Consider the following 14594-nt stretch of genomic DNA (forward strand, 5'->3'; position numbering starts at 1 on the left):
GTTATAAGGTCATATAACTAGCCTAAAGAATCAAAGCGGGAGGAAGCCTATGCCCCATCGTGCGGCGCTGATGGCGCGTCGTCCGGCATGAGCATGTCGGCGCAGACCGTCGCGCAGAAGATCATCGCCCGCGCCGCGGGACGCGGGGCGGTCGAAGCCGGCGAGTACGTCACCGTCACGCCCGACTACACCTGCTGCCAGGAGCTTTTCTGGCCCGGCCACAAGCGCAATCTGGAGCGCATCGGCGTGGATCGCATCCCCCGCCCGGACAAGGCGGTGATGGTGATCGATCACTCCACCGCCGCCGCCATGGGTTCGCATCACCACGAGACTCACCGGACGCTCCGCGACTGGTGTGAGCGCCAGGGCATCGAGAACTTCTTCGGCCCCGGCAACGGGCTGCGCCACCAGGTGCTGACCGAGCGTGGCTTCGCGAGGCCCGGCACGCTCATCTTCTCCGATGAGGGCAACATCGCCAGCATCGGTGCGCTCGGCGCGCTCAATATCCCGATCTCGACCGAGGTGCTCGTCTCCCTGATCCAGGACGAGAACTGGCTCGCAGTGCCGCCCTCCGCGCGCATCACGCTCACCGGCGGGCTCGGCTTCGGCGTCACGGCGCGCGACGTGATCCAGACCATCCTGCGTGACGCCACCCCGGATGGCCGCCTGCTGCAATGCTGCGTCGAATTCGATGGGCCTGGTCTCGTCGAGCTCTCGCTCGATGACCGGCAGACATTGCTGGCCTCGCTGTTCCACAGCGGCGCCTATACCGGCGTGATGGAGCCGGATGCGCTCGCGCTCGCTTATGTGGCGGCGCGCGCCGCGGGCCGGCCCTGGCATGTGGTGAAGGCCGATCCCGGCGCGGACTATGCCGCGCGCCTCACCTATGACCTTGGCGCCATCGCGCCCCTGGTCACGGTGCCCCCGGATGCGCATGGCGCCGTGCCGGTCGCGGAGGTGGCGGGCACGCGCATCGACCAGGCCTCGATCGGCTCCTGCGCCGGCGGGCGCCTCGATGACCTGCGCGCCGCGGCACGCATCCTCCGCGGGCGGCGCATCGCGTCGCATGTCACGCTCTACGTCACGCCCGGCAGCCGCGGCATCTATGCGGAGGCGGCACGCGAGGGGCTGCTCGAGATCCTGGCGGAGGCCGGCGCCGCGATCCTGGCGCCGGGCTGCACGACCTGCTGGGGCTACCAGGGCGTGCTGAATGACGGGGAGGTCTCGATCTCCACCCAACAGTTCAACTACCAGGGCCGCAACGGCAGCCGCAGCGCGCATGTCTTCCTCGGCGGCCCCTATGTGGTCGCCGCCTCCGCCGTGGCGGGGCGGATCGTGGACCCACGCCCCATGCTGGCCGAGGCGGGCGCGGCATGACCGGGCATGCGACGCCGCGTGGCCGCGTCTGGAGATTCGGCAATGACGTCAGCGGCGATGACGGCATCATCGAATTCGCCATCATCCGGGAAGGCTTCGGCAAGGCCTTCGACGAGGATGCACTGCGCGCGATGTGCTTCCGCCGCCTGCGCCCGGAATTTCCATCCGAGGTGCGGCCCGGCGACATCGTGGTCGGCGGCACCAATTTCGCGCACCACAACCATGTCGAGGTCAGCGTGGCGATCCGCGCCTCGGGCATTGCGGCGGTCGTGGTGGAGTCCTGCGAGGCCGGCTTCGTCCGCCGTGCGCTGAACACCGGGCTGCCCGTGATGATCTGTCCCGGCATCGCCGCCGCGGTGGCGGATGGCGAGGTGATCGAAGCCGATCCCGCCGCCGGCGAGGTCCGGCTGCCATCCGGGCGCGTGCTGCGCGCGCGGCCCTTCTCGGAGCGGATGGTTGAGATCTGGCGGGCCGGCGGCGTGATCCCGCTGCTCGAGCGGGAGTTCGCGATGCGACGCGCCGCATCGGACTAAGCGCAGGACAAGGAGGACGACATGCCGACGCGTCGCGACCTTATCTTCAGCATTGCCGTCGTCGCGGCGCTGGCCGCCTCGGGCCGTAGCGCGTCGGCGCAGAGCTTTCCCAATCGGCCGCTCCGCCTCGTCGTTCCCTACCCACCGGGCGGCAATGTGGACTTCACCGCGCGGCTCCTCGCGCCGGTGATGTCACAAGTGCTCGGCCAGCCGGTCGTGGTCGACAATCGCACAGGCGCCGGCGGTATCCTGGGTACCGAAGCAGTCGCGCGCGCTCGGTCCGACGGCAACACGCTGCTACTGGGCTCCACCGGCCCGCTCTCGATTTTCCCTGCCGCGATACCGCGACTGCCCTATGACGTGCTTCGCGATCTCGCGCCGATCGGCATCGCCTATCGCGTCCCCATCGTGCTCATGGTCTCGCGACAACTCGCCGTGCAGAGCCTCGCCGAGTTCGTGGCCCGCGCGAAGGCCGAGCCGCGCCGGTTCTCTGCCGGTACCTCGGGCATCGGCTCCGGCGCGCATCTGGCGATGGAGCTGTTCAATGCGGGTAGCGGGGCGGGGCTGGTGCACGTCCCCTATCGCGGCACCGGCCCCGCGCTCAGCGACCTGATCGCCGGGACCATTCCGGTTGTCTTCGACCAGCTCTCCAGCGCGCTGCCGCTGCATGCGGATGGCCGAGCCTTCATCCTCGGCATCGCCTCCGCCAACCGCTCGCCGCTGTTACCGGAGGTGCCGACGCTGCGTGAGGTCGGGCTGGTGGAGCCGGAGCTCACCACGACGCTCGGTCTGCTCGCGCCGGCGGGCACCCCGCCGGGCGCGCTGGAGACGCTGCGCGCGGCGCTGGTCGCCGCCGTCGCGGATCCCGCCATACGGCAGCGGCTCGGCGAGCTCGGGGCCGAGATCGCGCCGGCGGCGGAGATCACGCCGGCGCGCTATGCAGCGGTGATCCGGGAGGAGACGGAGACCTCCCGGCGTGCGGTGGCGCTGGGCGGGATCAGGCTGGAGTAGTGTAAGACGCGAATGCCACGCGGCCGCACCCTCCTGCGCTGAGGCTTCGGAGGGCAAGGGCCAAGCGGCCGCAGGCCGCCACTGGCTTCTGCGGGGCGAGCGGAGCGATGCCCCGGGGCCGCGAATGCGGCCCCGCGCGCGACCAACATTCTCCGCCGGAGCGCCCTGACAGCGCGCAAGCCAAGCGGCCGGAGGCCACGCCGGCGCCTGAGGCCCAATCACACATGGCCTGATCAACGCATCGGCAACGCGTATAGGAGCCCGCCCTGGGTCCAGATCTGGTTCGGCCCGCGCGGCAGCGCGACCGTGGTGTCCGGGCCCATGGTGCGCTCATAGATCTCGCCGTAGTTCCCGACGGCGCGGATCGCGTTGTAGGCCCAGTTCGCATCGAGCCGGAGCGACTGCCCGAGCTCCGGCGTGACGCCGAGCAGGCGGCGGGTATTGGGATTGACGCTGGTGCGCCGCATTTCCTCGGCATTGGCCCGGGTGATGCCCTGCTCCTCCGCCTCGATCATCGCGTTGGTGTACCAGCGCACCACGTCGAACCATTGGTCGTCGCCGCGGCGGATATAGGCGGCGTAGGGCTCCTTGGAGAAGCGCTCCGGCAGGACGACCCAATCCGCCGGGCTGGGCATGGTGGCGCGGGTGGCCGCGAGCTGGGACGCATCGGTGCCGAAGCTGTCGCAGCGCCCGGCCTGCAGCGCGGCCGCGGCCTGGTCCGTCCGCTCGAACACCACCGGCTGGAACGGCACGTTGATGGAGCGGAAGTAGTCGGCGGTCACTTGCTCGTTGGTGGTGCCCTGGATCAGGCAGATGGTCGCGCCATTCATCTCCGCGACGCGCTGCACCCCGGCATTGGCGCGCACCATGAAGCCATGGCCATCGTAGAAATAGGTGGTGGCGTGGCGCAGGCCGAGCGTGGTGTCGCGCAGCATTGTCTGGGTCGAGGTGCGGAACAGCACGTCGATCTCGCCAGCCGTCAGCGCCGTGAAGCGGGTCGAGGAAGAAAGCGGCAGGAACCGCACCTTGGACGCATCGTTGAAAATCGCGACCGCGAGGCCACGGCAGAGCTCGACATCGAGCCCCTGCCATGTGCCGCGCGAATCCGGCAGAGCGAAACCCGCGACGCCGGTATGGATGCCGCAGAGGAGCTGCCCGCGCGCGCGGATCGCGTCCAGCGTCGGGGCGGCGGAGGTCTGCGCCTGGGCGGTGCCGGCGAACGCCGCGCATAGCGCAGCGACCGCGGCCATGAAGCCTCGTTTGAACATCGGGTAAGCCTCTCCGGAAAGTTATCGTTGTCTCCCGCCCCGATGGTCTGCGGCGGTCGCGCGGGGAGTCAACGAAAGAGGGGGGTGAATGGGGCCCATCCGGCGCCGGCGGCGCGGCGGCTGCCCGTGGCGGCGGCAGCCGGGCGGATCACCGCCCGCGCCGCAGGCAGGGTCGGAGCGGATCCGGTTTGGGGCGCGCGCCTGAAGGGGTGAAGATGCCGCCAGACAAGAAGGAGCACCGCCATGGCTGACCAGTTCGCGCGCTACCCCAGCCTCGCCGGCCGTGGTGTGCTGATCACCGGCGGCGCCTCGGGCATCGGCGCGGAGCTGGTGGCAGAGTTCGTACGCCAGGGTGCGAAGCCCGCCTTCCTCGATATCGACGCGGCGGGCGGTGCCGCGGTGGCGGCAGCGACCGGCGCGACCTTCCTGCCCTGCGACCTCCGCGACATCGCGGCGCTGCGCGCGGCGGTGACGGAGGCGGCAGCGGTGGTCGGGCCGATCGCGGTGCTGGTGAACAACGCGGCGCGCGACGATCGCCACGCGCTGGAGGCGGTGGAGCCGGACTACTGGGACGAGCGGATGGCCACCAACCTGCGCCACCAGTTCTTCGCCGCCCAGGCGGTGGTGCCGATGATGCGCGCGGCCGGCGGCGGCTCGATCATCAACATGGGCTCGGTGAGCTGGCTGACCGCGACCGGCGGCATGCCCGCCTATACCGCGGCCAAGGCGGCGGTGCGCGGCATGACGCGGGGCCTCGCGCGCGACCTCGGCCCGGACGGCATCCGCGTGAACGAGGTGGTGCCCGGCTGGGTCTTCACCGAGCGGCAGGAGACGCTCTGGGCGAAGCCGGAGGCGGTCGCGCTGCACATGCGCATGCAATGCCTGAAGCAGAAGGTGATGCCGCCCGACATCGCGCGCATGGTGCTGTGGCTGGCCGCTGATGACAGCCGCATGGTCACGGCGCAGCATTTCGTCGTGGATGGCGGGCGCGTCTAGAGCAGATCGCCGGAAGGCGGAATCGCCCGGAGGCGCGAATCTGCTCGCCAAGACAAAAGCCTGAAGCGTACGAAGAATGCTCTAGGACCTGACGTCAGGCCGCGTGGCTCACGCGACCTTCAGCCCAAGGCGACTCACGATCTCCGCCGCCTGCTGGCGGGAGATGATCGCGCCCCGGAACCGCGGGGCATCGGCAAGCTGCAAGCCGCCGAGATCGGTGCCGCGCAGATCGGCGCCTTCGAAGCGCGCGCGGGTCAGGTTCGCGTCGCGCAGATTGCATCCGGTCAGCACCGCCTGGCGGAAATCCGCCTCCGTGAGATCGGCGCCTTGGAAATCGAGGCCCTCCAGCGCCGCGTGGCGGAAGGACAGCCCCTGAAGCTGCGCATCGACCAGCAGGCAGCGCTTGAAGGTGAGTCCGATCGTCGCGGCCGAGACGATCAGCAGGCCGGTCAGCTTGCAGTCGCGGAACAGGGCGGAAGACAGCGTCGTCCGGCGGCAGACGGCGTTGTTGAGGTCGCAGGAGAGGAATCGCGCTTCGCCGAGGTCACAGGCGGAGAAGTCGGCCCGCGCCGCCCGGCAGCGCAGGAACTCGCATCCGTGGAAGTCGAGCTCCTTCAGGTCCGCCCCCGCCAGGCCCCAGCCGGCGAAGCGGACCGGCGCCGCATGGTCCCGCAGCGCCGCCTCGACCAGGGCACGGGTCGCTACTCCCTCCGGGGCGGGCACCTCCGCCAATGCCTCGTCCACAGCGGTTCTCCGTCTTTCGGTCTGGCCCTTATGGGGCCGCCGGGGCGTCTCGGGGAGATGCCGACTTTACTTCTGCGCACAAGACTGTGCACAATTCAGCCATGGACCAGCCCGAAGCCACCCGATCCGCGGACCGCGTCTATGCCCAGGCGAAGGCCATGGCCGTCACCTTCCACTTCCGGCCCGGAGAGCGGATCAACGAGGTCGAGCTGGCGCGCCGGCTCGGCAGCAGCCGCACGCCGCTGCGCGAGGCGCTGAACCGGCTGGCCTCCGAAGGCTTCCTCGTCGCGGCGCCGAACCGGGGCTTCCTGGCTCGCACCCTGGAGGCGCGGCAGGTGCGCTCGCTCTACGAATATCGCGGCCTTGTGGAAGCCGGCGCCGTGCGCCTTGCCTGCGAACGCGCAAGCGATGCCGCGATCGCCGAACTCGCCGCCTTCGCCGAGCAGGGCGTCGTCTCCCCCGGCAGCGATGAGCACGCGCTGCGCCAGCTCCGCTTCGATGAGGCCTTCCACGAACGCGTGGCGGCGCTCGCCGACAATGACGAAATCCTGCGCTCGGTGACGGCGCTGAACGAGCGCATCCGCTTCGTGCGCTGGATCGGCTTGCGCAAGGGCAGCCAGACCCGGCTGCCGGCGGGGCACCTCGCGATCCTGAACGGGTTGCAGCGGCGCGACGTGCGCCAGGCGGTGGCGCTGATGCAACGCCACATCGCCGAGCGCCTGGACCACATCGTGGACCTGGTCCGCGACAGCTACGCCGAACTCTACACCGACAATCGCCTCGCCGCGCATCTCGTCGGCGCGGAGACCTGACGACGAAGGAACCGCCGGCCAACGGCGGGTGCTCGGAGGACCCTGCGCGGACCTTGGTTTGATCGCGTGATTCAGACTTTTCGGCCGAACCGGCCTCAAGTCATCACGCTCTGTCGGAGGCTCCAATGTTGCGTCGCTGTCTGTTTGCCCTCTGCCTGGGCGCGGCCCTGCCGCAGGCCGCCGAGGCCCAACGCTTTCCCGACCGGCCGGTGCGCCTGGTCATCCCCTATCCAGCCGGCGGCTCGCTCGACGTCGTGGGGCGCGCGGTCGGGCAGCGCTTCCAGGAGCTCTCCGGCCAGCCGCTGGTGCTCGACAACCGCGGCGGCGCCAGCGGCGTCATCGCGGCCGACCATGTCGCGAAATCGCGCCCGGACGGCACCACGCTGATCCTCGCCAGCGCGCCGCAGCTCTCCATCGCATCCGCGCTGCAGCCGAACCTGCCCTATGATCCGCGCGTCGACCTGGTGCCGATCACCTGGCTGGTCAGCACGCCCTTCGCGCTCTTCACCGCGGCGCAGTTCGCGCCGCGCGACCTCGCCGGCGTGCTCGCCGCGGGGCGCACCAATCCCGGGCGCATCGCCTTCGGCTCGCCGGGCAACGGCTCGCTCGGCCACCTGGCGCTCGCGATGTTCGCGCAGGCGACCGGCACCGACTGGCTGCATGTGCCCTATCGCGGCGCCGCGCAGGTTATGAACGACATGGCGGCCGGCATGATCTCGCTCAGCTTCACGACCATCGCCTCCGCCCGCCCGATGGTGGAAGGCGGCCAGCTCCGCCCGATCGCCATTGCCGCCGCCGCGCGATCCCCCGCGCTGCCGGACATGCCGACCTTCGCCGAGCTCGGCCTGCCGCAGGTGGACGTGCCGCTCTGGCTCGGCGTGATGGCGCCGCGCGGCACGCCCGCCGTCATCATCGATCGTCTGAACGCGCTGTTCCTGGAAGCGATGGCCGATCCCGGGGTCCAGCGCAGCATGGCGGCGGCGGGTGCGACCGTCGCCGCCGAAGGCCCGGCGCGCTTCGCCGAACTGCTGGAAGCGGATTTCCCGCGCTGGGGCGAGGTCATCCGCCGCGGCGACATCACCCTCAACTGAGAGCCTGTCTCGGAATGGTGCGGCGGCGATCTGGCGGGCCTTTTCCGCCCCTGCCGCGTCGGCTTCCTCGCCGATGCAACCAGCATCGGCTGCGTCACCCGACACGCCAGGAGCGAAAAATGCCTCGCCAGCTCGCCGCCGCACCATTCCGAGACAGACTCTGAGATCGACGGAGAGTTCCATGCAAGAGATCACCGGCCTCGCGCCATCCGGCTCGCTCGGCAGCGGCTTCAACATCGAAGCCTTCAAGCGCGGCCTCTCCCTCGGGCCCCATTTCATTGGCCAGGATGCGGGGTCGACCGATATGGGTCCCTATTACCACGGGACCGGCAGGCCCTTCCTGCCGCTCGCGACCTATCGGCATGACCTCGCGATCATGCTGCGCGCGGCGCGGGCGGCGAAGATCCCGCTCGTCATCGGCTCCGCGCTCACCAGCGGCTGCGACGAATCGCTGGCGACCGCGACCGGCATCATCCGCGACATCGCGCGGGAGCACGGCCTCTCCTTCCGCATGGCGGTGATCGGGGCAGAGATCGGCAAACCCGACCTCAAGCGCCGCATGGCGGCGGCCCCGCTCGAGAGCATCGGCCCCGAAGGCGCGCTGACGCCCGAGGTCGTCGATCGCTGCGGGCCGATCGTCGCGCAGATGGGGATCGAGCCCTTCGTGAAGGCGATCGATGCGGGGGCGGAGGTCATCATCGCCGGCCGCGCCTGCGACGATGCGGTCTTCGCGGCGCTGCCGGTGCTGCGCGGCTTCGACCAGGGCCTGGCGCTCCATTGCGGCAAGATCCTGGAATGCGCCGGCCTTTCCGCCATCCCCTACGACCTCGGCGAGCCTATGCTCGGCACCATCGGCCGCGATGCCTTCGTGGTGGAGCCCGGCAACGCCGCGCATCGCTGCACCACGGTCTCGGTCGCCGGGCATTCGCTCTATGAGCGCGGCGATTTCGAATTCCAGCCGGGTCCGGGCGGGGTGAACGACCTGAGCGGCACCAGCTTCGAGCAGATGGACGAACGGCGGGTGCGGGTGCGTGGCAGCCGCTTCGTCGCGGATGCGGTCTACAAGGTGAAGCTGGAAGCGGCGGAACAGCTCGGCTTCCGCTCCATCGTCATGGTCGGCATCCGTGACCCGATCATGATCCGCGAGCTCGACCCGCTGCTGGAGGAGACGCGCGAGCGGGCCGAGGCGCGGTTCGGCATGCGGGCGGAGGGCATCCATCTGCGCTTCCGCGCCTATGGCCGCGACGCGGTGATGGGTCCGCTCGAGCCCGGCGGCGCGCCGCCGCGCGAGATCGGGCTGATGATCGAAGCGGTGGCGCCGGCCCAGGAATTGGCGACGGGGGTCGCGATGTACTCCCGCGGCCATCTGCAGCACGCGAGCTATCCGGGCATCCTGACCACGGCCGGCAACATGGCCTATCCCTTCTCGCCCTTCGGCATCCCGGTCGGCCCGGCCTACCGCTTCGCGGTCTACCACCTGATGCCGCTGCAGGACCCCTGCGAGATCTTCCCCATGACGATCGAGGAGGTGCGGAACTGATGGCGCCGCTGTCCAACCAGGGTGAGACCCTGGACCGCATCGCGAAGGTGATCCGCAGCAAGAATGCGGGACCCTTCGAGATCACCTTCGACGTGATGTTCGACGATGCGGCTGCCTATCGGCGCGTCAAGGACAGCGGGGTGATCGAGCCCACCCGCATCGCCGCCGCCTATCGCATCCCGCTCGCCGACATCCTGGTCTGCAAGCCCTTCGATGCAGCGCTGGCCTTCAAGATCACCATTCGCCGCCCGGTCTCCTCGGGCGACCTCATGGACAACGACGTCTATGGCTGCCAGCAGCATGTGCCGCTGACCGGGATCCTGGTGCCGGCTGTGTCGTAGGAGGTCAGCCCTGCGGCAGCGCTTCCTGTTCCACGGGCGGCGCGACCGGGGCGGTGCCGTCGGTGTCCATCAGCAGGCCGCGCAGGTTGCGGCGGAGTTGGAACTCGAACTCCACATTCATGTCGGCCATCGCCGCGCGCACCAGCGCATCGGCGTTGCGCGCACGCTCTGTGCCGCCATCAGCCGGCTGGGTGGCGCTGCGGCGCACCTCGGCCTCAGCGAAGCCGCGCGGCTGACCGTCGCTGCCCACGACCTCCACCCGGCAGCGCAACACGCAGTCGAGCCGCTCGGTCGCGCTGCTGAACATGCCGCCGCCGCTGCCGCCGCTGCGGGTCAGCGTCGCGACCAGGACCAGGAAGCGCGCGGTGCCATCCCGCCCGGCGGCCGAGAGCCGGTCCTGCGCCATGGTCAGCAGCGCCTCCGCCGGGATCACCGGCGCGGGCGGCGCGACGGTGACGGAAGCGCCCGGCGCCGGCGGTTGGATGTCGATATTCGCGACATCGAGGCGGAGCGGCGTCAGGTGGCGATAGCTCGGCGGGCCCGTCTCGACGGGGCGGAGATCGCCACGGTCGCGGCCGCCGCATGCCGTCGCCGCCAAAGCGAGGCCGATCACGCCCCGCCGCCCGATCACCGCCATAAGCTGCCGCTCCTCATCACTGACCCTCAGACGCGTCATGCGAATAGCATGCCTCCGGCATGACGCGGGCGGCATCCGCCACCCTTGGCTTTCGCCGGACTTCCGGCGTCACGCCGGAGGCGTGCTCCTCGCACGACGCCCGTTCGGGCGCTCGGCAGGAGGCGTCGCCTCCTGCCGTTACGTTGGGGGGATAACGCATCACCCCCGCGCCGCGCCACCCTGGATCTCGCCGCGGTCGAAGGCGAAGCCGAGGTTGCAGAACTCGCAGTTCATGGTGATCGTGCCGTCTTCCGCCATGTGGTCCAGATCCTCCGGCGGGAAGCCGTCCAGCACGCCGGCCAGCCGCGCGCGGGAGCAGCGACAGCCATAGGAGAGCGCCCGGGCACGATCGATCTCGAGCCCGCCCTCGGTATGGAACAGCCGCTGCAGCAGCCGCTCGGACGACAACGCATCGTCCAGCAGCTCCGCCTCGGTCAGCGTCGCGGCGAGGGCCAGCGCGGTGCGCCAGGCCTCCTCCTGTGCGTCGCCCGTGAGTTCGGGGGCGATGCCGCCGCCGCCAGCGACCCGTTCCAGGATCAGCGCGCTGGCGCGCCAGCCGGACGGGGTCTCCCCGGCGGCGAGCTGGACATGGGCCTGGAGCTGCTCGGAGCTGCGGAAATAGGCGCCAGTCATGGCCGCCAGGCTGTCGCCCTCGATCGCGACGATGCCCTGGTAGCGCTCCATCTCCGGCCCCTGGTCGCAGGTGAAGGCGAGATAGCCGCCGCCGAGCAGGGCATTGGCCGCCGCGTCGGCCGGCAGCGCGGCAACCCGCTCGGCATCGGCGCGGGCATAGCCGCGGAGCGCCCCGGTGTCGGTGCAGTCGGCGAGCAGCATGGCGACCGGTCCGTCGCCCTTGGCCTGCAGGCTGAAGGAGCCGCGGAACTTGAGTGCGGCGGCGAGCCCCGCGGTCAGCGCCAGCGCCTGGCCGGCGAGCGCGGTGACGGCGGGGCTGTTGTCGTGCCGGGTCAGCAGCGCGTCGGCGAGCGGGCCGAGCCGCACCAGCCGCCCGCGCACCGGTCGGTCGCGCAGGTGGAAGGGCGTGACGCCGCGCGGTACCACGATGTCGGGCACTGGCGGGCGATCATGATTGAGGAAGTCCGGCGTGGCGGAGGGCTTGGTCGGATCGGGCAAGGGTGGGCGGGCCTTCGGTGCTGCCGTCCTAGATAGGGGCTTGGGCGCGCGACGGCCATGCCCGCGGCGCCGGACGGGTTTGCGGCTGGCGACCGCCTTATCCGCTCAGGCCAGCCCCAAAGCCCAGAGCAGCACGCCCTTTTGCGCGTGGAGCCGGTTCTCGGCCTCGTCGAAGACCACGCTCTGCGGGCCGTCCATCACCTCCTGCGTGATCTCCTCGCCGCGATGGGCGGGCAGGCAATGCATGACGATGGCATCCGGCGCTGCGCCCTTGAGCAACGCAGCGTTGAGCTGATAGGGCGCCAGAAGGTTGTGGCGGCTGCTCGGGCCGCCATCCCGCTCGTCGGACATCGAGACCCAGGTATCGGTCACCACGCAGCGTGCGCCATCGACCGCCAGATGCGGATCGCTGGTCAATTCGATGCGGGCGCCTTCGCGGCGCGCCCAGTCGATGAGCTGGGCCGGTGGCGCGAGCTCGGGCGGCGTCGCGATGCGGAGCGTGAAGCCGAAGCGGGCAGCGGCCTGGATGAAGCTCTGCGCGACGTTGTTGCCGTCGCCGGTCCAGGCGATGACCTGCCCCGCCACCGGGCCGCGATGCTCCTCGAAGGTCATCATGTCGGCCATGAGCTGGCAGGGGTGGGAGACGTCGGTCAGGCCGTTGATCACCGGCACCGTCGCGTGCTCCGCCAGCTCGCGGATCTTCCGGACGTCGTCGGTGCGCAGCATGATCGCATCGACATAGCGCGACAGCACCTGGGCGGTGTCGGCCGGGCTCTCGCCGCGGCCGAGCTGCATGTCCTTGGCCGAGAGCACGATGGCATCGCCGCCCAACTGGCGGATGCCGACCTCGAAGGAGACGCGGGTGCGGGTCGAGGGCTTCTCGAAGATCAGCGCGATGGATTTGCCGGCGAGCGGCTTGCCGTCGATCTGGCCGCGCTTCGCCCGGACGCCGAGGTCGAGCATGTGGCGGAGCTGACCGGCATCGTGGTCCATCAGTTCCAGGAAATGCCGCGGCCGCCGCGGCGGCGCCGCGCTCTGGTCGCGCATGGCGTGCAAATGCCTCTATTTCAGCGCCTCTCGTAACGACAGGCGCAGCAAAGGCGCATTGCTCGCAGGCGGCGCGGCCGCGGTCAAGCCGGTCAAGCGGTGGTGAGCGCGCTTGCGGCTGTCATGCGGCGGCGCGCAGCATCCGCCGGCCGGCGGACAGAGGAGGAATGACATGGACACGAGCGATGTTGCGAAGGCCTTCGCGGAACTCTGCAAGGCAGGCAAGCACGAGGAGGCGGGCGAGCGCTTCTGGGCCGAGGGCGTGGTGAGCCTGGAGCCGATGGAGGGGCCGATGGCGCGGCTCGAGGGCAAGGCCGCGGTCAAGGGCAAGTCCGACTGGTGGTACAGCGCCCACGAGGTCCATAGCGTGGAGACAGAAGGGCCCTTCGTGCATGGCGACCAGTTCGCGCTGCGCTTCGCAGTCGATGTGACCAGCCGCGAGAGCGGCCAGCGCATGCAGATGACCGAGATCGGCCTCTACACCGTACGCGGCGGCAAGGTCGTGGAGGAGAAGTTCCTCTTCGGTCTGTAAAAGGGAAGCGCCCGGAGGAAATCATCCTCCGGGCGCCAAGCCTGGCAAATAGCCGGATGCCTTTACTCAGGCCGCCTTCGGCGTCAGCGCCGCGAGCGCGCGGTCGAGACAGGCGATCGCCTCGGCCACCTCGGCATCGGTGATGATGAGCGGCGGCGCGACGCGCAGCACGTTCATCCCCGCAGCGACCGTCAGCAGGCCTTCCTTCACGGCGGCGGCCTGCAGATCGGCGTTGGCCACAGCCGACTTCAGCTTCAGGCCGACCAGCAGCCCGGCGCCCTGCACGCCCTCCACCACCGACGCATGGCGGTCGGCGAGGCCGAGCAGCCCGCGCCAGAGGTTGCGCGCCACGCGGTCGACGCCGTCCAGGAAGCCCGGCGCCAGCACCACGTCCAGCACCGCATTGCCCGCCGCGCAGGCGAGCGGGCCGCCGCCATAGGTGGTGCCATGGGTGCCGGGCTTCAGGTGCTTGGCGACATGCTCCTTGGCGAGCACCGCGCCGAGCGGGAAGCCGCCGCCGATGCCCTTGGCCGAGGACATGACGTCCGGCTCGATCCCGGCCCATTGGTGGGCCCAGAGCTTGCCGGAACGCCCCATGCCGGTCTGCACCTCATCGAGTGCCAGCAGCAGGCCGTATTCGTCGCAGACGGCCCGCAGCTCCTTGAGGAAGCGCAGATCGGCGGGGCGCACGCCGCCCTCGCCCTGGATCGGCTCGATCATGATGCCGGCGGTCGCCGGGCCGATCGCGTCGCGCACCGCGTTCATGTTGCCGAAGGGCACATGGGAAAACCCCTCGACCGGCGGGCCGAAGCCGGCGAGGTACTTCTCGTTGCCGGTCGCCGACAGCATGGCCAGCGTCCGGCCATGGAAGGCGCCCTCGAAGCAGATCATGTGGAACCGCTCGGGGTGGCCGTTCTCCGCATGGTATTTGCGGACCGCCTTCACCATGCCCTCGTTCGCCTCGGCGCCCGAGTTGCAGAAGAAGACACTATCGGCAAAGGACGCGGCGACATGCCGCGCCGCCAGGCGCTCGGCCTGCGGCACGCGATAGAGGTTGGAGACGTGCATCACCCGCCCCGCCTGCTCCGCGATCACCTGCGTCAGGTGCGGATGCGCGTGGCCCAGGCTGGTGGTGGCGATGCCGGCGCCGAAATCCAGGAATCGTCGCCCATCTTCCGTCCACAGCCAGGCGCCTTCGCCCCGCTCGAAAGCGAGGTCGGCGCGGTTGTAGGTCGGCATCAGGGCGGGGATCACGGGATCGCCTTTCTCCTTGGCCCATTGGCGGTCTTGCCAATGGGCATCGGACAATGAAGAGCCATCGCCGGCCCGTCAAACGTCATGGATATGACGTCAGCCCTGCGTCGGGGTGGTGCCGCGCCGCCGTCGGCCGTGGCACATAGCGCCCATGGATGAGACCAGGCAGTCCGGGCGCCCGCGCCGCGCCGCCGGCCGCGCGCCGGATGCGGCGCGGCTGCGCGAAGCCGCCCTCGAGCAT

Annotated in this window: 15 protein-coding genes; 9 read left to right on the forward strand and 6 right to left on the reverse strand. The window is 70.3% G+C overall.

Annotated elements, in window-relative coordinates; all coding sequences use genetic code 11:
- The first annotated feature begins 87 nt into the window (after positions 1-87).
- The 3 genes from GXW71_RS16860 to GXW71_RS16870 are packed head-to-tail and all read left to right on the forward strand — an operon-like array spanning position 88 to position 2921.
- A complete protein-coding gene (locus GXW71_RS16860; protein ID WP_211853703.1) occupies positions 88-1377 on the forward strand; it encodes a 3-isopropylmalate dehydratase large subunit in 1290 nt (429 codons plus the stop codon).
- Positions 1374-1910 (forward strand): 3-isopropylmalate dehydratase small subunit, encoded by a 537-nt coding sequence (locus GXW71_RS16865; protein ID WP_211853704.1) that lies wholly within the window; start codon positions 1374-1376, stop codon positions 1908-1910. Before GXW71_RS16860 ends, GXW71_RS16865 begins: the two co-directional genes overlap by 4 nt.
- Positions 1911-1931: 21 nt before the next feature.
- Positions 1932-2921: a Bug family tripartite tricarboxylate transporter substrate binding protein gene (locus tag GXW71_RS16870; protein ID WP_211853705.1), complete on the forward strand. Its 990-nt coding sequence runs from the start codon at positions 1932-1934 to the stop codon at positions 2919-2921.
- Positions 2922-3154: 233 nt separating this feature from the next.
- On the opposite strand, the gene GXW71_RS16875 is transcribed toward GXW71_RS16870, so the two are convergent.
- Positions 3155-4189, reverse strand: a complete 1035-nt coding sequence (locus tag GXW71_RS16875) for an amino acid ABC transporter substrate-binding protein (protein WP_211853706.1) — start codon at positions 4187-4189, stop codon at positions 3155-3157.
- A gap of 243 nt (positions 4190-4432) precedes the next feature.
- On the opposite strand from GXW71_RS16875, the gene GXW71_RS16880 reads away from it, so the two are divergent.
- Positions 4433-5185, forward strand: a complete 753-nt coding sequence (locus GXW71_RS16880) for an SDR family NAD(P)-dependent oxidoreductase (RefSeq protein ID WP_211853707.1) — start codon at positions 4433-4435, stop codon at positions 5183-5185.
- Between the two features lie 108 nt (positions 5186-5293).
- On the opposite strand, the gene GXW71_RS16885 is transcribed toward GXW71_RS16880, so the two are convergent.
- Positions 5294-5929 carry a pentapeptide repeat-containing protein gene (locus GXW71_RS16885; RefSeq protein WP_211853708.1) on the reverse strand — a complete coding sequence of 212 codons (636 nt, stop codon included), beginning with the start codon at positions 5927-5929 and terminating at the stop codon, positions 5294-5296.
- A 101-nt stretch (positions 5930-6030) separates the two neighbouring features.
- On the opposite strand from GXW71_RS16885, the gene GXW71_RS16890 reads away from it, so the two are divergent.
- The 4 genes from GXW71_RS16890 to GXW71_RS16905 all read left to right on the forward strand — a co-directional run bounded on the left by GXW71_RS16890 (position 6031) and on the right by GXW71_RS16905 (position 9713).
- Positions 6031-6741 carry a GntR family transcriptional regulator gene (locus tag GXW71_RS16890; protein ID WP_211853709.1) on the forward strand — a complete coding sequence of 237 codons (711 nt, stop codon included), beginning with the start codon at positions 6031-6033 and terminating at the stop codon, positions 6739-6741.
- Positions 6742-6866: 125 nt separating this feature from the next.
- Positions 6867-7832, forward strand: a complete 966-nt coding sequence (locus tag GXW71_RS16895) for a Bug family tripartite tricarboxylate transporter substrate binding protein (RefSeq protein WP_211853710.1) — start codon at positions 6867-6869, stop codon at positions 7830-7832.
- Between the two features lie 181 nt (positions 7833-8013).
- Positions 8014-9372, forward strand: coding sequence for an acyclic terpene utilization AtuA family protein (locus GXW71_RS16900; protein WP_211853711.1), 1359 nt, complete (start codon positions 8014-8016; stop codon positions 9370-9372).
- The gene (locus GXW71_RS16905; protein WP_211853712.1) at positions 9372-9713 is read left to right on the forward strand and encodes a DUF4387 domain-containing protein; all 342 of its coding nucleotides are present in this window, start codon (positions 9372-9374) and stop codon (positions 9711-9713) included. Before GXW71_RS16900 ends, GXW71_RS16905 begins: the two co-directional genes overlap by 1 nt.
- Before the next feature lie 4 nt (positions 9714-9717).
- Here GXW71_RS16905 and GXW71_RS16910 read toward each other — a convergent pair whose 3' ends face one another.
- From GXW71_RS16910 to argF, 3 genes are all read right to left on the reverse strand, one after another.
- A complete protein-coding gene (locus tag GXW71_RS16910) occupies positions 9718-10389 on the reverse strand; it encodes a hypothetical protein (RefSeq protein WP_211853713.1) in 672 nt (223 codons plus the stop codon).
- 159 nt (positions 10390-10548) lie between these two features.
- Entirely contained in the window at positions 10549-11520 is a 972-nt protein-coding gene (gene hslO / locus GXW71_RS16915; protein WP_211853714.1) for an Hsp33 family molecular chaperone HslO, read from the reverse strand.
- Between the two features lie 105 nt (positions 11521-11625).
- Positions 11626-12567 (reverse strand): ornithine carbamoyltransferase, encoded by a 942-nt coding sequence (argF, locus tag GXW71_RS16920; protein WP_211853715.1) that lies wholly within the window; start codon positions 12565-12567, stop codon positions 11626-11628.
- A 172-nt stretch (positions 12568-12739) separates the two neighbouring features.
- Between argF and GXW71_RS16925 the strand changes: the two genes are divergently transcribed.
- Positions 12740-13099: a nuclear transport factor 2 family protein gene (locus GXW71_RS16925; protein WP_211853716.1), complete on the forward strand. Its 360-nt coding sequence runs from the start codon at positions 12740-12742 to the stop codon at positions 13097-13099.
- 66 nt (positions 13100-13165) lie between these two features.
- Here GXW71_RS16925 and GXW71_RS16930 read toward each other — a convergent pair whose 3' ends face one another.
- Positions 13166-14353: an aspartate aminotransferase family protein gene (locus GXW71_RS16930; protein ID WP_211853717.1), complete on the reverse strand. Its 1188-nt coding sequence runs from the start codon at positions 14351-14353 to the stop codon at positions 13166-13168.
- Positions 14354-14594: the final 241 nt, after the last annotated feature.

The sequence above is a fragment of the Plastoroseomonas hellenica genome (genome assembly GCF_018129085.1).
Lineage (GTDB): Bacteria > Pseudomonadota > Alphaproteobacteria > Acetobacterales > Acetobacteraceae > Plastoroseomonas > Plastoroseomonas hellenica.